General features: G+C 72.9%; 18 protein-coding genes and 1 pseudogene. 5 read left to right on the top strand and 14 right to left on the bottom strand.

Annotation, left to right across the window (positions count from 1 at the left end):
• The 6 genes and pseudogenes from E4622_RS21350 to E4622_RS21375 form a co-directional block, all read right to left on the bottom strand.
• Window positions 1–257 (bottom strand): annotated as a pseudogene (locus tag E4622_RS21350) (alanine dehydrogenase); the annotation flags it as partial.
• Between the two features lie 57 nt (window positions 258–314).
• Window positions 315–1,265: a 3-hydroxyacyl-CoA dehydrogenase gene (locus E4622_RS21355; protein WP_209022038.1), complete on the bottom strand. Its 951-nt coding sequence runs from the start codon at window positions 1,263–1,265 to the stop codon at window positions 315–317.
• On the bottom strand, window positions 1,262–2,794 hold the full coding sequence (gcvPB, locus tag E4622_RS21360; protein WP_134742256.1) for an aminomethyl-transferring glycine dehydrogenase subunit GcvPB: 1,533 nt from the start codon (window positions 2,792–2,794) through the stop codon (window positions 1,262–1,264). Before gcvPB ends, E4622_RS21355 begins: the two co-directional genes overlap by 4 nt.
• Complete coding sequence (gene gcvPA / locus E4622_RS21365) at window positions 2,791–4,173, bottom strand: aminomethyl-transferring glycine dehydrogenase subunit GcvPA (RefSeq protein ID WP_209022039.1); 1,383 nt, start codon at window positions 4,171–4,173, stop codon at window positions 2,791–2,793. Before gcvPA ends, gcvPB begins: the two co-directional genes overlap by 4 nt.
• 25 nt (window positions 4,174–4,198) lie before the next feature.
• A complete protein-coding gene (locus E4622_RS21370; RefSeq protein ID WP_209022040.1) occupies window positions 4,199–5,296 on the bottom strand; it encodes an NAD(+)/NADH kinase in 1,098 nt (365 codons plus the stop codon).
• Window positions 5,293–6,672, bottom strand: coding sequence for an aminotransferase (locus tag E4622_RS21375; protein WP_134742257.1), 1,380 nt, complete (start codon window positions 6,670–6,672; stop codon window positions 5,293–5,295). The genes E4622_RS21370 and E4622_RS21375 overlap by 4 nt, the downstream gene beginning before the upstream one ends.
• A 164-nt stretch (window positions 6,673–6,836) precedes the next feature.
• Here E4622_RS21375 and E4622_RS21380 point away from each other — a divergent pair, with 164 nt between their 5' ends.
• Entirely contained in the window at window positions 6,837–8,267 is a 1,431-nt protein-coding gene (locus E4622_RS21380; protein WP_348537020.1) for an NAD-dependent succinate-semialdehyde dehydrogenase, read from the top strand.
• Window positions 8,268–8,280: 13 nt separating this feature from the next.
• Here the strand turns inward: E4622_RS21380 and E4622_RS21385 are convergent, their stop codons facing one another.
• The 8 genes from E4622_RS21385 to E4622_RS21420 all read right to left on the bottom strand — a co-directional run bounded on the left by E4622_RS21385 (window position 8,281) and on the right by E4622_RS21420 (window position 15,796).
• On the bottom strand, window positions 8,281–8,607 hold the full coding sequence (locus tag E4622_RS21385) for a (2Fe-2S)-binding protein (protein WP_245156143.1): 327 nt from the start codon (window positions 8,605–8,607) through the stop codon (window positions 8,281–8,283).
• Complete coding sequence (locus E4622_RS21390; protein WP_134742259.1) at window positions 8,604–9,542, bottom strand: dihydrodipicolinate synthase family protein; 939 nt, start codon at window positions 9,540–9,542, stop codon at window positions 8,604–8,606. Before E4622_RS21390 ends, E4622_RS21385 begins: the two co-directional genes overlap by 4 nt.
• A gap of 76 nt (window positions 9,543–9,618) precedes the next feature.
• Window positions 9,619–10,821: an FAD-dependent oxidoreductase gene (locus tag E4622_RS21395; RefSeq protein ID WP_134742260.1), complete on the bottom strand. Its 1,203-nt coding sequence runs from the start codon at window positions 10,819–10,821 to the stop codon at window positions 9,619–9,621.
• Window positions 10,818–12,287, bottom strand: coding sequence for an FAD-dependent oxidoreductase (locus E4622_RS21400; protein ID WP_134742261.1), 1,470 nt, complete (start codon window positions 12,285–12,287; stop codon window positions 10,818–10,820). Before E4622_RS21400 ends, E4622_RS21395 begins: the two co-directional genes overlap by 4 nt.
• A 3-nt stretch (window positions 12,288–12,290) precedes the next feature.
• Window positions 12,291–13,142, bottom strand: coding sequence for a transporter substrate-binding domain-containing protein (locus E4622_RS21405; RefSeq protein ID WP_134742262.1), 852 nt, complete (start codon window positions 13,140–13,142; stop codon window positions 12,291–12,293).
• Window positions 13,143–13,241: 99 nt separating this feature from the next.
• On the bottom strand, window positions 13,242–13,979 hold the full coding sequence (locus E4622_RS21410) for an amino acid ABC transporter permease (RefSeq protein ID WP_134742263.1): 738 nt from the start codon (window positions 13,977–13,979) through the stop codon (window positions 13,242–13,244).
• The gene (locus tag E4622_RS21415; protein WP_134742264.1) at window positions 13,980–14,834 is read right to left on the bottom strand and encodes an amino acid ABC transporter ATP-binding protein; all 855 of its coding nucleotides are present in this window, start codon (window positions 14,832–14,834) and stop codon (window positions 13,980–13,982) included.
• Entirely contained in the window at window positions 14,831–15,796 is a 966-nt protein-coding gene (locus E4622_RS21420) for a VOC family protein (protein WP_134742265.1), read from the bottom strand. Before E4622_RS21420 ends, E4622_RS21415 begins: the two co-directional genes overlap by 4 nt.
• A gap of 144 nt (window positions 15,797–15,940) precedes the next feature.
• Here E4622_RS21420 and E4622_RS21425 point away from each other — a divergent pair, with 144 nt between their 5' ends.
• The 4 genes from E4622_RS21425 (at window position 15,941) to E4622_RS21440 (ending at window position 19,190) form a co-directional block, all read left to right on the top strand.
• The gene (locus tag E4622_RS21425; RefSeq protein WP_167736190.1) at window positions 15,941–16,816 is read left to right on the top strand and encodes a TIGR03619 family F420-dependent LLM class oxidoreductase; all 876 of its coding nucleotides are present in this window, start codon (window positions 15,941–15,943) and stop codon (window positions 16,814–16,816) included.
• Window positions 16,813–17,568, top strand: a complete 756-nt coding sequence (locus tag E4622_RS21430) for an SDR family oxidoreductase (RefSeq protein ID WP_134742267.1) — start codon at window positions 16,813–16,815, stop codon at window positions 17,566–17,568. The genes E4622_RS21425 and E4622_RS21430 overlap by 4 nt, the downstream gene beginning before the upstream one ends.
• Window positions 17,565–18,329, top strand: a complete 765-nt coding sequence (locus E4622_RS21435) for an SDR family oxidoreductase (protein WP_134742268.1) — start codon at window positions 17,565–17,567, stop codon at window positions 18,327–18,329. The genes E4622_RS21430 and E4622_RS21435 overlap by 4 nt, the downstream gene beginning before the upstream one ends.
• A gap of 63 nt (window positions 18,330–18,392) precedes the next feature.
• Window positions 18,393–19,190, top strand: a complete 798-nt coding sequence (locus E4622_RS21440) for an IclR family transcriptional regulator C-terminal domain-containing protein (protein WP_134742269.1) — start codon at window positions 18,393–18,395, stop codon at window positions 19,188–19,190.
• Window positions 19,191–19,235 lie beyond the last annotated feature (45 nt).

A 19,235-nucleotide genomic window follows, 5' to 3' on the forward strand; every position in this document is an offset into this window, starting at 1 on the left:
TGATACTCCTCCGCCACCGGCTCCTTGACCTTCAGCACCAGGTCGATCGACCCGTCGGTGCCCCACGCGGCATCCGCGTCCGCCACGATCACGGCCCCCGCCGCGACGTACTCCTCATCCGTGATCGAGGAACCCACCCCCGCACCGGCCTGGACGAACACCTCGTGACCATGAGCGGTCAGCTCGTGCACCCCCACCGGCGTGATCGCCACCCGGTACTCGTGGTTCTTGACTTCCTTCGGGACGCCGATCTTCATGCGGGAGCTCCTTGGTGCTCGAGGGGTGAGGGAGAGGTACGAAACGCAGACATCGGGTCAGTCGTCGGCCAGGTCGGGGCCGGCGGCGGTGAGGCGCATGAGCGCGCGGTCGCGGCGCAGGACGTGGGCGTCCCAGGCGTCGGGCGGCAGCTGCTCGTGGACGGACGCGGCGACGCGCTCCACCAGCTCGGGCTCCCACTCCTGGACGTCGCCGTGCTCCGCGCCCATGCGCAGGTAGGCCGGTCCCATGAGGCCCGCGTGGCGGACGAGGCCGCCGCGAGTGTTGAGCTCGGCGGTCGCGAAGGGCCCGACGACCGACCACCGCCGACCGAGGCCGTGGCTGACGACGCGGTCGACGTCGGCGGCGGAGGCGACGCCGTCGCGCACGAGGCGGTACGCCTCGCGCAGCAGCGCACCCTGGAGGCGGTTGAAGACGAAGCCCTCGACCTCGTGGTGGACCCGGACGGGCACCATCCCGGCCGACAGCAGCAGGTCGTGGGTGCGGTCGACGGTCTCCGGCGACGTGAAGTCCGCCGGCACCAGCTCGGCCACAGGCACGAGGTAGGGAGGGTTGCCGGGGTGCACCACGAGGCAGCGCGCGCGGCCGGGGAGGTCGGCGGCGAACCGCGACACCGGCATCATCGAGGACGACGAGGCGAGCACCACGTCGGGAGCCGCCAAGGCGTCGAGCTCGGCGAAGAGCCGGCGCTTGACGTCCTCGGACTCGACCACGCACTCCTGCACGTGCACCGCACCGGCCACGGCCTCGGCCAGCGAGTCGCTGGTCGAGACCCGCGCCTGCAGCCCGGCCGGGTCGTCGAGCAGCCCGTGCTCGGCGAGCTCGTCCGCGCGGGCGCGGACCTCGCCGGCGACGGCCTCGCGGCGCGCCGCGTCGACGTCGTACAGGGTCACCGGGCGACCGGCTCGCGCGAAGACGATCGCCCACGCCACCCCGATGCTGCCGGCACCGACGACCGCCACCGGCTCGCGGCCGGTGGCGGCGCTCACGCCAGGCCGTTCTTGCGCCGGTAGGCGCGCCAGGTGGTGGCCCAGCGCTCCGGGTCGTCCAGCGTCGAGCCGTCGAGCTGGCCGACCACCTGCTGGTGCGGGGCGGTGCGCACGAGCTCGGGGTCGGTGCGCCCCTCCTCGAGCACGTGCGCGAGCACGTCGATCCAGTAGTCGATGTCCTCCAGCGACCAGGTCTCGCCGGCCTCGGGCGTGAACGGCTCGGGGACGATCCACGGCTCGTGGCTCAGCCAGAAGGCGTCGATGCCGAAGTCGGTCATCCGGTTCTGGACGTTGACGGCCGAGATGCCGGTCTCGGCGGTGTACTCCTCCAGGCTGAACCGGGTCATCTCCAGCCGGTGCTTCGTGAGCCGCGCGAGGGACTTGGTGACGCCGGGGAGCGCGAGCAGCCGGCGCTCCATGTAGTTGTTGGCCAGCACCGAGAGGTCGGCGGCCTCCTTGATCCCGTCGCCGCCCATGGCCAGGAGCCAGGAGTAGGCCTTGACCACCTGGTTGACGTTGCCGAGGTACTCGCGCACGCGGCCGACGCCGCCGGGGTTCTCGCGTCGCACGAAGCCGTCGGGGGTCGACTCGACCAGCGGCCCCGGCAGGTACGGCGCCAGCGCGTCGGTGCAGCCGTAGGCCCCGACCGCGGGGCCGCCGCCGCCCTTGGGCACCCCGAAGGTCTTGTGCAGCATGAACATGCACGCGTCGAAGCCGAGCTCGGCGGCGCGCAGCCGGCCCATGACGCCGTTGAAGTTGGCGTGGTCGTAGAAGCAGAGGCCACCGACCTCGTGGACCGCGTCGACCCACTCCTTGATGTGGGGGTTGTAGATCCCCATGTCGTCGGGGTTGTTGATCATCAGCGCGGCCGTGCGCTCCGACAGGACCGAGCGCAGCGCCTCGACCGACGGGTACCCGTCGTCCTCGAGCGGCAGCGTGATCACGTTGAAGCCGGCCGCGGCGGCCGTCGCCGGGTTGCAGGGGTGCGCCTGCGACGTCGTGATGATGTCGCGACGGGTGCCCAGCTCGCCGCGGTCCGCGAAGTAGGCGCGGGTCACGGTGGCGTGGGTGTAGGCCGCCGCCGCGCCGCCGCCCGGCTGGAAGACGAAGCGGTCCATGCCGGACAGCCCGCGCAGCATCAGGTCGAAGCGGTGCACGATCTCCAGGAGGCCCTGGATCGAGCTGTCGTCCTGGTCCGGGTGGATCTCGGCGACGCCGTCGCGGGCGGTCAGCTGCTCGTTGACCCGGGGGTTGTACTTCATGGTGCAGGTGCCGAACAGGCTGATCCCGACCATCCCCATCGTCTCCTGCGACAGGTGCAGGTAGTGGCGCAGCACGTCCGGCTCCGCCACCTCCGGCAGCTCCGGTGCCGCGGCACGCAGCACCGCGGCCGGCAGGGCGGCGGAGGGGTCCAGCTCCTCGATCGGGTCGGGCAGGACGTTGCCGCGCCGGCCCGGCGCGGTCATCTCCATGATCAGCGGCTCGTCCCACACGGGCGCGTGGTACCTGCGCAGCTTGCTCCCACTCATGCCAGCACCTCTCGCAGCGCGGTCGTCAGGGTCTCGATGTCGTCGGCGGTGTGGATCTCGGTCACGCAGTAGAGCGCGCTCTCGCCGAGGTCCGGGAAGTCGGCGGAGAGGTCCTTGCCGCCGAACACGTGGCGGGCCCGCAGGCCCTCGTTGATCTCGGCGACGGTGCGGCCGGTGCCGCCGAAGTCGACGACGAACTCCTTGAAGAACCCGTCCGGCCAGCGCACGGAGACCCCCTCGAGCTCGCCGATCCGCCGGGCGGCGTACCGCGCGTTGGCCAGGATGGTGCGGCCGACCTCCGCGAAGCCCTCGGGCCCGAGCAGCGCCATGTAGACGGCGTTGGCGACCGTCCACAGGTAGACCGAGTTGCCGGTCCAGTCGTTGCCCTCCTCGCGCGAGCCGTAGGAGGACTGGTGGAACAGGCTCATGCCGAAGGACCGCTCGCCGTGGACCGTCTCGGCGATGCTGACCTGCAGCGTCGGGTACTCCCGCGCGTAGCGCTCTTCGTCGCGGGTCGCGATGAAGCCGCCGACGCCGCCGCCGGCGTGCAGGTGGACGCCGAGCGGCTGCGTGGAGCCGACGACGATGTCGGCTCCGAGGTCCCCGGGGGCGGCCAGCAGGCCGAGGGAGATCGGGTCCACGCCGAGGACGGTCTCCGTGCCGTTGGCCCGGCAGGCGGCGGCGATGTCGGCCGTGGCCGTCTCCACCACGCCGAGGTGGTTGGGCGTCTCCAGGTAGACCGCCGCGGTGTCCGCACTCAGGCCCAGGGCCGCGACGTCGACCGTCCCGGTCGTGACGTCGAAGTCCACGAGCCGCACCGTGATCGGGTCGTTGCCCTCGGGCAGGCCGCAGTAGGTCCGGATGACCGCGAGCCGCTCCGGCGAGATCGAGGCCGGTACGACGACCTCGGACCGGCCCGTCATCCGGGCCGCCATGCGCAGGGCGTTGCCGGCGGCCGCGCCCCAGCTGTAGACGGGCAGCCCGACGAACTCCATGCCCAGCAGCTCGCCGAGCATGGACGCGTACTCGAACCACGCCTGGTTGCGGCCGAGGTCGGAGGAGGGCGTCCCCCAGACGGGGGTGAGGAACTCGCTGCGGCCGGCGATCTCGTCGACCACGGCGGGCACGTGGTGCTGCCACAGCCCGGCCCCGAGGAAGCTGAGGTTGGCGACGCAGTCGTCGTTGCTGTCGATGAGCGAGCGCACGTGGCGGCGCAGGGTCGCCTCGGACCTGATGCCGTCGGCCAGGCCGTTGGGCGTCCGGGCGAGGTGGTCCTCGGGGATCTGCTCGAAGAGCTCGTCGACGTCCGCCACCCCCACGACGGCCAGCATCCTGGCCTTCGCCTCGTCGGTGGAGTTGGGCATGTAGGGATGGGCCATGATCAGGATCCTCTCGTCGCGTGGCTCATGCCACGACCCTCAGGACGGTGCTGCGGGCGCGGCCGGTCCGCACCCGTCGGTAGCCGACCAGGTGGGCTGCCAGGTCGGCGTCGTCGATGTCGATGTGGAGCACGGGCTCGGCGAGCGCGGCGACCTTCGCCGGTACGGCGAGCACGTCGAGATGCTCGAGGCCGACGGCGCGCAGCACCGCCGGTGACAGCTGCTGGTTGCCCCGGCCGAGCAGGAAGCCCTGGCCGCCCACGACCCCCAGCACCAGACGGGCGCGCGGGTGCTGCGCCAGGAGAACGAGCAGCTCGGCCTCGCTCGCGTCCCTGGCCAGCAGGCACCCGTCGAGCACGGCGTCGACGCCGAGCGCGCTGGCGGGCAGCCCGAGGGCGGCGTTGACGGCCGCGACCGTGGTCCCCGGCCCGAGCAGGTAGAGGCAGCCCGGCCGCGACTCGGCGGCCACCTCGCGACCCAGGGCCGCGGCGTCGTCGGCGCCGCCGGCGCTCGCGCCCTTGGGGTGCTGGACGCCCGCGGGCACCGCGGGCACCCGCACGGTGCCGAAGAGCCGTACGTCGCCGGCCGCGTCGCGGTCGACGACCTCGGCGTTCCGCGTGGGGAACCGGCCGGGCTCGGCGAGGTAGCGCGCGGCGGCGACGGCCGCCCCCTCCGGGGTGGTCCCGAAGACGCCGGAGTGCATCTTGACGCCGGCGGGGACCCCGAGGACCGGGACCTCGCCGGCGGCGTCCGCCACGACCCGGGCGGTGCCGTCACCGCCGACGAAGAGCACCAGACGCACGCCCGCGGCCACCATCGCCGCGACGGCGCTGCGGGTGTCGTCCGCGTCGGAGTCGCCGACCGGGGCCGGCAGCGTGCGGACCTCCCAGCCGACGCCGGCCAGGTGGTCGGCGCCCATCTGGCCGCCGGCCGCGACGACGCTCAGCCGGGGGGCGAGCTCGTGCAGCCGGGCGACCGCGCGCGCCGCCCGGGCCGGGGCCACGGGCACCGCGCCACGCTCCCGGGCCAGCGCCAGGGAGTCGTCGTCGGTGCCGTGCAGGCCGACCGCCCCGCCCATGCCGGCGACGGGGTTGACGACCAGCCCGAGGGCCGCCTGGGTCACGCCAGACCGAGCTCTCGGCAGACATCGTCCAGGGCCTGGCGGCAGCCCGCCACCATCTGGTCGATCTCGTCCTCCGTCACGACGAACGGCGGCGAGAAGGAGATCGTGTCGGAGTTGGGCAGCGCCCGCGTGATGACGCCGAGCTCGCGCGCCCGGCGCACCAGGGCGCCGGCCACCTTGCCGCGCGGCTCGAAGCGGCGCAGCGGCTCGAGCGACTCGGCCAGCTCGACGGCACCGACGAGGCCGTGGCCGCGGATCTCGGCGACGAGCGGGTGGCCCTCGAAGGCCGACCGGAGCCGGGCGCCCAGGTAGTCGCCGCGGGTCTTGGCCTGGCCCATGAGGCCGTCGCGCTGGATGATGTCGAGGTTGGTCATCGCGGCGGTCGCGGCCAGCGGGTGCGCCGAGTAGGTGTAGCCGTGGCTGAACAGGCCGTAGGACTCCGAGCCGGAGGCGATGACGTCCCAGACGGGCGCCGACACGAGCACGGCGGACAGCGGCACGTAGGCCGAGGTGATGCCCTTGGCGACGGTCATCAGGTCCGGCTCGATGCCGAAGGTCGTGGAGCCGAACCACTCGCCCGTGCGCCCGAAGCCGGTCACGACCTCGTCGGCGATCATCAGGACGTCGTACTTGCGCAGGACCGCCTGGATCGCCGGGAAGTACGTCGCCGGCGGCACGATGACGCCGCCCGCGGCCTGCAGCGGCTCGGCGATGAACGCGGCCACGGTCTCGGGGCCCTCCGCGAGGATCAGGTCCTCGAGCTCGGTGGCCAGGCGGCTCACGAACTGCTCCTCGGTCTCGCCCAAGAGGCCCTCGAAGCGCAGGTGCGGCGAGCGGGCGAAGCGCACCATCGGCAGCGGCAGGTCGAAGCCCTTGTGCATGCCCGGCAGGCCGCACAGGCTGCCCGACATGACGGTCACGCCGTGGTAGCCGCGGTCGCGGGAGATGATCTTCTTCTTCTCCGGCCGGCCCAGGACGTTGTTGTAGTACCAGACCAGCTTGACCTGGGTGTCGTTCGCGTCGGAGCCGCTGTTGCCGAAGAAGACCTTGGCCATGTCGCCGGGAGCGTCGGTGACCAGCCGGTGCGCCAGGCGGGCGACCGGCTCGTTCCCCATGGACGCGAACGTGTGGTAGAACGCCAGCTTGCGCGTCTGGGCCGCCATCGCGTCGGCCATCTCGCCGTTGCCGTAGCCGATGTTGACGCACCACAGGCCGGCCATCGCGTCCAGGTAGGTGCGCCCCTGGACGTCCACCAGCGTGGAGCCCTCACCCCGGTCGATCATCAGCGGGCCCGAGAGCTCGTGGTCGCGGGCGTGCGTGAACGGGTGGAAGAAGTACTGGCGGTCGAGGTCTTCGAGGCTGCTCGCGTTGGTCATGTCTGCCTTGCATCTCGGGTGGTCGGGGGCGGGGTCGACTGTAGCATCTGGCGCGCGCAAAGCGTACAGTTGCGCGCAGAACGGCCGCGGCGTCGAACGCGGCCCCCTGAGGAAAGGCTCCTGTGGACACGAACTTCGAGGCGGACCGCCTGCGCGACCCGTCCCTGCTGCGCACCCAGCTCTTCGTCGGCGGCCAGTGGCGCGACGGCGAGGGTGACGCCTTCGACGTGAGCGACCCGGCCACCGGCGCCGTCGTCGCGAGCATGTCCGCGGCCGGCACGGTCGACGTCGAGGAGGCCGTCGCGACGGCCGAGCGCGCCGGCCGGGCCTGGGGCCGCGTCCCCGCGCCGCAGCGCGCGAAGGTCATGCGCCGCTGGTACGAGCTGATCGTCGAGAACGCCGACGACCTCGCGATGCTCCTGACCGCCGAGCAGGGCAAGCCGCTGAGCGAGGCGCGCGGCGAGATCCTCTACGGCGCCGGCTTCGTCGAGTGGTACGCCGAGGAGTGCAAGCGCACCTACGGCGAGGTGATCCCCTCCAACGCCGACGGTCGTCGCCTGCTGACGATCCGCCAGCCGATCGGCGTGACGGCCGCGATCACCCCGTGGAACTTCCCCTCCGCGATGATCCTGCGCAAGGCCGCTCCCGCCCTCGCCGCCGGCTGCTCGATGATCATCAAGCCCGCCGCCGAGACCCCCCTGTCGGCCACGGCGCTGGCCGAGCTCGCCGACCGTGCCGGGGTGCCCGCCGGCGTGCTGAGCGTCGTGCCCGGGCCGGCCCAGGTGGTCGGCGCGGTCCTCACCGAGAGCCCGGTGGTCCGCGCGCTGAGCTTCACCGGCTCGACGCAGGTGGGCAAGCTGCTCATGTCGCAGAGCGCCGGCACCGTCAAGAAGCTGGCGCTCGAGCTCGGCGGCAACGCGCCGCTGATCGTGTTCGACGACGCCGACCTGGACGCGGCGGTGGCGGGCGCCATGGCCTCGAAGTTCCGCAACGCCGGCCAGACCTGCGTCTGCGCCAACCGCATCCTGGTCCAGTCGGGCATCCACGACGCCTTCGTCGAGCGGCTGCGCGTGGCGGTGGCCGACCTGCGGGTGGGCAACGGCTTCGAGGACGGCTCCGAGCAGGGCCCGCTGATCTCCACCGCGGCCGTCGAGAAGGTCCAGCGACACATCGCCGACGCCGTCGCGGGCGGGGCCGAGGTCGTGCAGGGCGGCGACGTCCACGAGCTGGGCGGCACCTTCTTCCAGCCGACGCTCCTGACGGGGGTGCGCGGCGACATGCTCGTGGCCCGCGAGGAGACGTTCGGCCCGCTCGCCGCGGTGATCTCCTTCGAGACCGAGGACGAGGCCGTGGCGATGGCCAACGACACCGAGTTCGGGCTGGCGGCCTACTTCTTCACCCGCGACCTGGGTCGCACCTGGCGCGTCGGCGAGGCGCTGGAGTTCGGCGTGGTCGGCATCAACACCGGCCTGATCTCCTACGAGGGCGCGCCGTTCGGCGGGGTCAAGGAGTCGGGCCTGGGCCGCGAGGGCTCGCTGCACGGCATCGACGAGTTCACCGAGATCAAGTACCTCTGCATGGACGGGCTCGGCTGAGACGCCGCCCCCGTCAGGACCCGCCACGACCGGCGGGTCCGACCTGGGTCCCGACGGCCATGCCGTCGCGGACCCAGGTCATGCAGGCGCGGGTGTTGGGCACCCCGTCGACCACGACGAGGCACTCGAAGCACACGCCCATGCCGCAGAAGAGCCCGCGGGGCTCGCCCGAGGCCGTCTGCCGCAGCGTCAGGTCGTCGCTCTCGGCGATCATGGCCGCCGCGACGCTCTCGCCGACGTAGCAGTCGAGCGGCCGCTCGTCGACGGTGATCCGCACCCGCTCGCCCCGCGTGACGCCGGGCTGCGGGTCGATCCGGGCGTTGGCGCGGCGGCGGCTCACGCGGGCTGCTCCGCGAGGAGGCCCGCCCGCACGAGGGCGGCGCGCATCTGCGCCAGGGACTCGGGGTCGGTGACGGGCAGGCGCGGCTTGCGCACGTGCCCACCGGGCTGGCCGAGCATCGCCATCAGCGCCTTGAGCTGGCTCTGGTAGCCGCCGAAGTGGCCGGCCCAGCCGCCGGGCAGCCACAGCTCGGGGAAGAGCCGGTCCGAGCGGGCGGCGTGCTCCGCGGCCTTGTCGAGGTCGCCGGCCCAGACGTCCTCGTAGAACTGCGGGTCGGGACGCCCGAACAGCGAGCCGCCGCCGACCGTGCCGTCGCCGCCGTGGGTGCGCAGCTCCTCGAGGCCGCGCTCACCGAGGTAGCCGCCGAACACGCGGACCCGGTCGCGGACCCGCCGGGAGGTGGCGAAGAACTGGTCGGCGTCGGGCGTGCTGTCCTTGATCGCGACGATGTGGTCGATGTCGGCGAGCCGGTCGGCCAGGTCGGTGTCGATGTCGATGCCGCTGCCGTAGGGCCAGTTGTAGACGACCAGCGGGCCGTCGACGAGCGCGTCGAGGTCCTCGTAGAACGCGACGACCTCGGGGGCGAAGAGCTTGACGTACGGCGGCGGCGAGGCCAGGACACCGTCGGCGCCCGCGGCGAGCGCGTGGTGCGCGAGGTCGGCGGTCTGGGCGGCGGTGTAGTCGGTGCAGCCGACCAGCACCGTCAGCCGGCCGGCCGCCTGGGCGACCGCGGCCTCGGCGACGGCGCGCCGCTCGTCGGTGGTCTGGGAGAACCACTCGCCGCAGGTCCCGTTGACCACGATGCCGTGCATGCCCTCGGCCACGTAGTGGTCGACGAGCCGGGCGAGGGTGTCCAGGTCGAGCGCGCCGTCCTCGGTGAACGGGGTCACGAAGGCCGGGAAGTAGCCCTTCCAGTCGACGTCGTCGCGGTTCATGTCTCGCGTTCTCCTTGTGGTCGGTGCGTGGTCGGTGCGATGTCGGTGGTGGAGCGTCGGGCCCGGGGGCGCGGCGTCAGGTGTGCAGGCGGTCGAGCGCGTAGCGCTCGGGGAACGGGTCGTGCGTGCCGGGGGCGACCATCTGCTCGGCGAGCTGACGGGCGAACATCGGGCTGAACGTGAAGCCGGTGGAGGCGACGCAGGCGTGGAAGCCCGGGACCCGCAGGGACTCCCCCACGATCGGCGACATGTCGTCGGTGAAGACGATGACGCCCGACCAGGTGCGGACCACCCGGGCGTCGGCCAGCTGCGGCACCACGTCGAGGGCGACGTTGACGTTGCCGGCGGCGCTCTGCCAGCGCGTCGGGTAGCGCGTCGGCGGAGGCACCGCCGGGGACGGCCAGCCGCCGCCGATGATGAAGGTGCCCTGCTCGCTCTGCTTGAGCGTCAGCCGGCGGCCGATGTGCTGGACCATGGAGGGCAGCAGCGGCGCCCGGCGCTCGGTGACGTTGACGTGCAGCCCCTCGTAGCGCACCGGCAGCCGCAGGCCCACCATCGCGGCGAGCTCGCCGGACCAGGCGCCGGCGCAGTCGACGACGCGGGCGGCGCGGATCTCGCCCTCGCTGGTGTCGACCGTGAACCGGTGGGCGCGGTCGGGGTGCTGCTCGATGCCGCGCACCGCCACGTGGGTGCGGATCTGGGCGCCGTGCTCGGCCGCGCGGGCGGCGTACAGCGGGGTGACGGCGAGCGGGTTCGCGTGGCCCTCGGTGGGGCAGTAGGTCGCGGCCAGCACCCGCTCGGCGAAGTACGGCGCACGGTCGCGCAGCTCGGCGCCGGAGACCACCTCGGTCTCGATGCCGGCGAGCCGCTCGAGCTCGTGCTTCTCGTGCAGCAGCCGGACCTGCTCCGGGGTCTCCGCGACCATCCAGCCACCGGTCTGGTGCAGGTGGATGTCGCCGCCGAGCTCGGCGTCGAGCTCCTGCCACAGGGCGTAGGCCTCCAGGCTGAGCCGGGCGTCGGCGAGGAGCCGGTCCCGGTCGGCGCCGGTGCCCTGGCCGGTCAGCTGGTGGATCGCGAGCTGCAGGTGGAAGCTGCCGGCGTTGGTGCCCGACGCCTCCCGGTTGAGCTCGCCGCGCTCCAGCATCACGACCTCGACACCCTCGCGCGCGAGGTAGTAGGCCATGGCGGCGCCGGCGATCCCGCCGCCCACGACGACCACGTCGGTCTCGGTGGGCAGCGGCCCGCGGATGGCCGCCAGCGGCGGCACCCCGGCGCTCACGGGCGCTCCTCGTCGGCGACGACGAAGAGGCCGGGGTCGGCGACCCGGGCGTCGGCCATCGCGGTGATCGGCACGGGACGGACCGGCATCCGCGGGGTCCCGAGGTCGATGGAGGAGAGCGGGCGGTCGTGGGTGCGGGCCAGGAGGGCCGCGATGTGGCGCTGGCAGTTGCGGCCCTGGCAGGGCCCCATGCCGGCGCGCGTCAGCGCCTTGACGACGTTGACGTCGTCGGTGGACTCGGCGGCGGTCGCGATCTCGCCCTGGGTGACGCCCTCGCAGCGGCAGACCGTGGTCCGGTCCTCGGCGAGGTCGTAGATCCCGGGCCCGACGCGGAACATCCGCTCGGTGGCCCGCGCCAGGGAGCGCCGGCGGCGCAGGCGGCGGCGGGGCGTCGCGGCCAGCTCGTCGCTGGCGGCGCGGTCCAGGAAGCCGCCGTCCTCCGCCGCGCCGAGCGCGGCGAGGACGCCCTCGTCGATGGCGACGTAGGAGCCCTCGACCCCGGTGCCGTCGCCGGCGGCGTAGACGCCGTCGACGGAGGTCCGGCCCCAGTCGTCCTTGAGCACGACCCGGCCGCCGAGGTCCTCGTCGAAGCCGGTGGTGCACCCGACCAGGCGCAGCAGCTCCAGCGACGGGACGAACCCGTAGCCGATGCACAGCACGTCGGCCTCGATGGTCTGCTCCGACCCGGGGACGACGCGCCACTCGCGGTCGACGGCGGCGTGGACGACCCGCTCGACCCGGCCGTCGCCCTCGGCGCGGACGACGATGCGTCCGTAGCGCAGCGGCACCCGGTGGCGCAGGAGCCCGCCGCGGTAGCGCGCGGCGTCGCGCAGGAGCGAGGTGTTGCCCCGCAGGGCGGCGGCGACCTTCAGCGCGTCCACCGGACGCGGCGCGGGCCCGGCCTCGAGGACCGTGACCACCGTGGCACCGTAGTGGGCCAGCTGGGACGGGAACGCCAGCGCCACCGGGCCCGAGCCGGCGAAGACCATGCGGCGCCCGGGGAGCACCGCCTGGCTCTTGGCCATGGACTGCATGCCACCGGCGGTGACGACCCCGGGCAGCGTCCACCCGGGGAAGGCGACCGGCCGGTCGTGAGCGCCGGGCGCCAGGAGGAGGCGGCGGGTCCGCAGGGTGGTGGCCGGGCCGCCGTCCTCGACCAGGACGACGGCGAAGCCGCCGTCCTCCTGCTCCACCGCGACGACCGCGGTCCGCAGCGCGATGGCGGCGCCGGCCGCGAGCGTCGCGTCGATCAGCTCCCGCCCGTGGCGGGTGCTGGGGTCGGCCGCAGCCGGGTCCGTGACCGTGAAGCCCGGACCCGGCTGCTTGTAGATCTGACCGCCGAGGCTCGGTCGCTCGTCGACGAGCAGCACCTGCATCCCCGCGTCGGCTGCGGTCCGCGCCGCGGACATGCCAGCGGGTCCCCCGCCGACGATCAGGAGGTCGAGGTGCTGCTCGCCGTCAGGCACAGGTCAGCACCCACCCGGCATGTCGGGGAAGTCCTCGACGCCGAAGTTCTTCGAGTACAGCTCGGCGAGGGTGCCGTCGGTCTGGGCGCCGCACAGGAACTCGTCGAGGGCGTCGACGAGGGTGCTGTTGCCCTTCTGGGCGGCCCAGCTGCCGTAGCCGATCGCCAGCGGCTCGGGCAGCTCGGCGGCCTTGAGCTGGCCCTCGTTGCTGGCCACGAACTGCGCCAGGATGTAGTCCTCCAGGACGGCGCCCTGGGCGCGGCCGGTCGCCACCTCGAGCAGCGCGGAGTTCTGCTGGCCGAAGCCCTTGATCTTGGCCTCCGGGAACGTGTCCTTGGCCAGCTGCTCGCCCGAGGAGCCCTGGAGCGCGGTGATGACGTTGCCCGAGGCGTTGTAGTTGTCGATGGTGAACGGGCCCTCGTCGTCCTCCGGCACGGCCAGCACGCTCACGTAGGGAACGTACTCGCGGCTGAAGTCGACGACCTGCTTGCGCTCGTCGGTGGCGGTCAGGCCGACCGAGACCAGGTCGAACTTCTTCGACTGCAGGCCGGGGATCAGGCCGTCGAAGTCGAGGTTGACGATGTCGAGCTTGACGCCCATGTCGTCGGCCAGCGCGTTGAGTAGGTCGACGTCGTAGCCGGCCGGGTCGCCGTTGTCGTCGAGGTACATCTCGGGCTTGAACTGGAGGTTCATGCCGACGGTGAGCGTGCCGGACTTCATGAGGCCGTCGTCGGACCCGCCCGAGCCCCCGTCGTCACTGTCGCCGCCACAGGCGGCCAGGGACAGGGCCAGGACCAGGGACGATCCGACGACGGCGGTGCGTCGCCAGAGGGAACTGCGGTTCTTTCCAAGCACAGCGGAGTCCTTCCACTACAGGGGTTGAGGTCGAGCAGGGTTGCGGAGCTGGCCGGGGAACCGAGAGAACCCGGACGTGTGGTGTGGTGGGGTGGGTGGCTAGGTGAGCTCGGCGACCAGGGCCTGGATGCGCCGTTGCTTGCGGCCCCGGACCAGCTGGGACACCCGGCCGCGCGGGGGGCTCGACAGCGAGGCCTCCGCGAGTCGGAAGAAGATGTCGATGACGAAGGCGGCGAGGACGTAGATGGCCGCGGCCGCGGTGTAGAGGACGAACGGCTGGAACGTCTGGGCGTTGATGTTCTGCGTCACCCGGACGACCTCGAGCAGCCCGATGACGGTGAACGTCGAGGTGTCCTTGATCATCCCGATGAACATGCTGCCGACGTTGGGCAGCGCGATCTTGAACGCCTGCGGGGCGACCACGGAGAAGAAGATCCGCCCGTTGGGCATGCCCAGGGCCAGCCCGGCCTCGCGGTGGCCGGGGGGGACGGCCTGCAGGGCGGAGCGGAAGATCTCGGCCATGAACGCGCTGTAGAGGAGCGACAGGGCGATGACGCCGGCCTGGAAGACCGAGAAGTTCACGCCGAGCAGCAGCGAGACGCCGAAGTAGATCCAGATGACGGTGACCAGCGCCGGCATCCCGCGGAACACGTTGATGTAGACGACGGCCAGCCAGGACAGCGGCGCCCTGCCCATCCGCAGCATCGCCAGGCCCAGCCCGGCGGCCGTGGCGATCACCAGGGCGACCCCGGAGACCTCCAGGGCCGTCAGCAGCCCGCGGAGCAGGTCACCGCGGTAGTCCCAGATGAGACCCCAGTCGTAGCTCGAGATGTCCATTCAGCGCACCGCCCGGATGAAGTCTTGGGTGCGGGGGTTCGTGGGGTTGTCGAAGAGCTCGCTCGAGCCCGTCTCCACGATCGCACCTTGGTCCATGAACACGTTCAGGTCGCCGATCTCGCGAGCGAACCCGAGCTCGTGGGTGACGACGACCATGGTCATCCCGGCATCGGCGAGCTCGTGCATCACGCGGAGCACCTCGCCGACCAGCTCGGGGTCGAGGGCCGAGGTCGGCTCGTCGAAGAGCATGACCTTGGGGTCCTGGCTCAGCGCCCGCGCGATGGCGACGCGCTGCTGCTGGCCGCCGGAGAGCTGGCCGGGGTAGTGGGCCGCGCGCTCGAGGAGGCCGACCTGGCGCAGGGACTCGGCGGCCTTGCGCATGGCGTCCTCCGAGCTCATCCCCTTGACCGAGCGCAGCGGCAGGGAGACGTTGTCGAGCGCCGTCAGGTGCGGGAACAGGTTGAACTGCTGGAAGACCATGCCGACCTTGCGGCGCAGCGCCATCGGCTTGCCCCGCTTGACGCGGGGCTCGCCCGCGACGCCGGGGCCGTACTCCACCCCGTCCACGCAGACCGAGCCGGAGTTGGGCTCCTCGAGCAGGTTGATGCTGCGCAGCACCGTGGACTTGCCCGAGCCCGAGGGGCCGAAGAGGACGACGTGCTCGCCGGCGTGCACGTCGAGGTCGATGCCGTGCAGCACCTCCAAGGAGCCGAAGGACTTGCGGAGCTGGCGGATGCGGACCACCGGCGGCGTCGGGTCGCCGGTCGTGGCCAGCACCGGCGCGGGGTCCGTCGCCACCGGGGCGGAGGGGTGCACCACCGGGGTCGGGGGGCCTGAGGGTTCGAGAGTGTTCATGCGCGCACCTCCGTGACGCAGACGTACAGGTCGTCGGGGTCCTTGAAGTACGCGTAGCGCCAGGTGCCGCCCTCGCCCACGTCGAGGGACACGGGCTCCCCGACCAGCTCGATGCCGAGCTCGTCGAGGTGGGCGATGGCGCTCTCGATGCAGCGCGCACCGATGGCGAACTCGAAGGTGCCGAGGTGGCCCCACTCGCCCCGCATGTCGGGGGATGCGGGGTAGTGCTGCACCGGCTCGAGGGCGCCGCCGATGGGGCTGGTCAGCAGCATCATCCGCTGCCGCGGCGGGGTCCGGTCGCCGAACCAGGGGTGCATGGGCTCGAAGTAGCCGTCGGACTCGAAGAGCTGCCCGGTGAAGCCGAGGCTCTGGTAGAACTCGCGCGTCCGCTCGATGTCGGTGCAGCCGAACGCGACGTGGTTGACGCCGTGGGGGCCCTCCTCCAGCGGCCATCCGGCCGCGAGGGTCGACCACTCGATGAGCTCGATCTTCGCGCCGTCCGGGTCGGCGACGTACGACAGGCCGCAGTGGGTCTGGTACGGCTCGAGGTCGGCCTCGTTGGGCTCCATCAGCGCGGTGTGGCCGCGGGCGACCAGGTCGGCGTAGAGCTCGGCCTGGCCGTTGACGTGGACGCAGACCTCGCAGATGCCCGGCTCGCCCCAGGCCTGCCCCTCGGGCATCGGGGGCGGCGTGCGGTCGAGGATCTGGACCAGCTTGATGCCGGCACGACCCAGCACCGTCGGCGCGCCGGCGCGGAGGTAGAGCACCCGGGCCTGCGTCTCGGCGTGCCCGGACACCCCCGCCAGCCCCGGCAGCGGCCCGATGTAGTCGAAGGACTCGTCGGTGAAGCCCAGCTCGGCGTAGAAGGCGCGAGCGGCGTCGACGTCGGAGACCCCGATGCCGATGTGGTCGAGCCCGCTCAGGGTGCCGAACCTGCGTCGTACCGGCGTGGTTCTCGCCATCCGCGTCAGTTCCTCTCGGGGTTGAGCCGTTTGGTTCGGGAGATGTTCGCATATGGCTATTGGTGTGCGCAATACGTACAACAAAGTCGCTTTGCGATCAGTTGCGCGCTTGACGCACAGATGAGTCGTCCCCAGACTGAGGGCGTGTCGATCGCTATCGGGGCCAAGCTGCCTCACACCGGAACCGTGGACCCCACCTCGATCCCCGCGCGTGCGCGGGCCATGGAGGTGGCCGGCTTCGACTCGCTCTGGGTCAGCGACCACGTCGTCATGCCGCTGACGATCGGCTCCTACTACCCCTTCGCGAGCGACGGCAAGGCGCCGTGGACCGGGGACATCCCCTACATCGAGACCGTGGTGACGCTCGCGGCGGCCGCCGCGGCCACGGAGCACGTCGGCCTCGGGAGCGCCGTGCTGGTGCTGCCGCAGCGCAACCCGGTCCTGCTCGCCAAGCAGGTCGCCAGCCTGGACGCGCTGAGCAACGGACGGATCAGCCTGGGCATCGGCGCCGGCTGGCTCCAGGAGGAGTTCGCGGCGCTGGACTCGCCCTTCGAGGAGCGCGGCCGCCGGATGGAGGAGTGGATCGCGCTGCTGCGCGACCTGTGGACCGGCACCCCGCCCGCCCGCGACGGGATCTACCCGCTGGCCGACGGCCTCGTCCAGCTGCCGGTGCCTCCGCACCCGGTGCCGCTGCTCGTGGGCGGTCACACCAAGGCGGCCTTCCGCCGCGCCGGCTCGCTGGGCGACGGCTGGCTGGCCCAGCAGGCGGTCCCCGCCGTCGACGTCGACCACCTCGCGACCGAGGTCGAGGCCGTGCGGGCCAACGCCGTCAAGGTCCAGCGGGACCCGGCGGACCTGCGCTTCGTGCTCCGGCTCGTCGAGTCCACGGGCGCCGAGGCGGCGGTCGCGGCCCTGCTCCCCGACCTGGAGGCCATCGGCTTCTCGGAGGTCATCATCGACACCGCCCTCGACGCCGACCCCGCCCCGGTCCTCGATACGCTCCGCTCGGCCACCCGATGACGGTGCCGGCGCTGCTCACCGGCCGCCGGGTCCTGGTGACCGGCGGTGGCCGCGGCATCGGCGCCTCCACCGTGGACGCCTTCGCCGCGATGGGCGCGACCGGCGTCGCCGTCGACCTGCCCGGGACCACCTGGTCGCTGCCCGACGGCTGGGTCGGCGCCGAGGCCGACGTGACCGACGAGGAGCAGGTGGCGGCCGCGGTCGCCCGCGCCGCCGAGCACCTCGGTGAGATCGACGCGGTCGTCGCGGCCGCCGGCATCGTGCCGTCCTGGCAGGCGCCCGAGGAGCTCGACCTCGACGACCTCGACCGGGTCCTCGCGGTCAACGTCCGCGGCGTCGCCGCCACGCTCAAGCACGTGAGCCCCCGCCTGGGCGCGGGCGCCTCGGTCGTCGTGGTCGGCTCGCTCAACTCCTGGCGCGGTGACTCCCACATCTGGTCCTACGTCGCCAGCAAGCACGCCGTCCTCGGTCTCGTCCGCTCCGCCGCCGCGGCGCTCGGGCCGCGCGGGGTGCGCGTCAACTGCGTGGCGCCGGGCCCGGTCGCGACCGACGCCCTGCTCGGGCGGATGGCGTCCCGCACCGACCTGACGTCCCACACCACCGACCAGGCGCTCGCGGCCGCGGCCGGCCAGACCGCACTGGGCAGGATCGCGACCACGGCCGACGTCGTGCACGCGCTCGCGTTCCTGACCAGCGACCTCGCGGCCGGGATCACCGGCCAGATCCTGCCCGTCGACGGAGGCCTCCTGTGACCACACTCCCCCTCACCGACCGCACGGTCCTGCTCACCGGCGCCTCCGGCGGCATCGGCTCCGCGACCGCGCGGACGCTGCTGGCCGACGGGGCCGACGTGATCGGCCAGTACCGCCAGGAGCGCGAGGCGGCCGAGGCCGCGGTCGCCGGCCCCGACGCGGCGCGCGCCCGCCTCGTGCAGGGCGACCTGTCGACGCCGGCAGCCGCCCGCGACCTGTGGCGCGCCGCCGAGGCCGTCGCGCCCGTCGACGTACTCGTGCTGAACGCCGCGACCATGGCCTCGACGCCCCTCCACGGCACCGACGAGGAGTGGGACGCGGGCTGGGAGCGGCTGCTCGCCGTCAACGTCGTCGGCGCGGGCGCCCTGCTGCGCGAGGCCGTACGGACGTTCGCCTCCCGCGGCGGCGGGACCGCCGTCGTCGTGTCGAGCTGGGCCGCCGAGCAGGGCTCGCGGATCCTCGACGCCAGTGGCTACGCCGCCTCCAAGGCGGCCATCCGCAACCTCGCCCAGACGCTGGCCCGCCACCACGCCGCGGACGGCGTGCGCGTCTACATCGTCGCGCCGGGCGTGGTCGACGCGGGGATGGGCGTGGCCGGACAGCAACCCGAGCAGCAGCAGGCCGTCGCCGACGGCCTGGCCATGGGGCGACTCGTCTCGGCCACCGAGGTGGCTTCGCTGATCGCGTTCCTGGCGACCGATGCATGCCCTAGTCTCAGCGGTTCCACGCTGGACGTGAACGGAGCGTCCTATGTCCGGTAGCGACGAGGGGAGACGCAGGTGGTGGGTCGCGAGCCGACCGATGTGGACATGGACGTGGACGGCATGAGCGACGACGACGGCTCCTCCAGCAAGCACCGTGACTTCGTCCAGTCGCTCGAGCGGGGCCTGGCCATCATCCGGGTCTTCAACGCCGACCGCCCGCGCCTGACCGTCTCGGAGATCGCGCACGTGGCCGGGCTGACCCGCGCCGCCGTGCGGCGCTTCCTGTTCACGCTGACCGAGCTGGGCTACGTCCAGCCGCACCGTGACGGCTACGAGCTCACGCCGCGGGTCCTCGAGCTCGGCTACTCCTACCTCTCCTCGCTCACCTTCCCCGACGCGGCCCTCCCCCACCTGGAGAAGCTCGTCGCGGAGACCGGCGAGGCCAGCGAGGGCGCCATCCTGGACCGCGGCGACGTCGTCTACGTCGTGCGCGTGCCGGGCACCGCGCTCATGACGATCTCGGTCAGCGTGGGCGCCCGCCGCCCGGCGTACGCGACGGCGCTGGGTCGCGCCATGCTCGCGAACCTGCCGCCCGCCAAGCTCGACGCCTACCTCGAGACCGTCGAGCTGACGCCGATGCTGCCCAACACCATCACCGAGCCGCAGGCGCTGCGTGAGGAGCTCGCCCGTGTGCGCGAGCAGGGCTACGCGCTGGTCAACCAGGAGCTCGAGATCGGGCTGATCGCGCTCGCGGTCCCGATCCGGGACCGCCGCGGCCACACGCGCGCGGCCATCAACCTCTCCACGCACATCGGCCGCAAGTCCGTCCAGGACCTCCGCGACCTCGCCCCCAAGGCCCAGCAGGCGGCCGCCGACATCGAGCTCGGCCTGCGGCACTCCGTCAGCTGGTCCGACTAGCCACTACCCGTCCCGGTCGCCCTTTCCCTGTGGAACGGGCGTCCC

Origin of the sequence: Nocardioides sp. 503 (genome assembly GCF_004522095.1) — a bacterium.
GTDB lineage: Bacteria > Actinomycetota > Actinomycetes > Propionibacteriales > Nocardioidaceae > Nocardioides.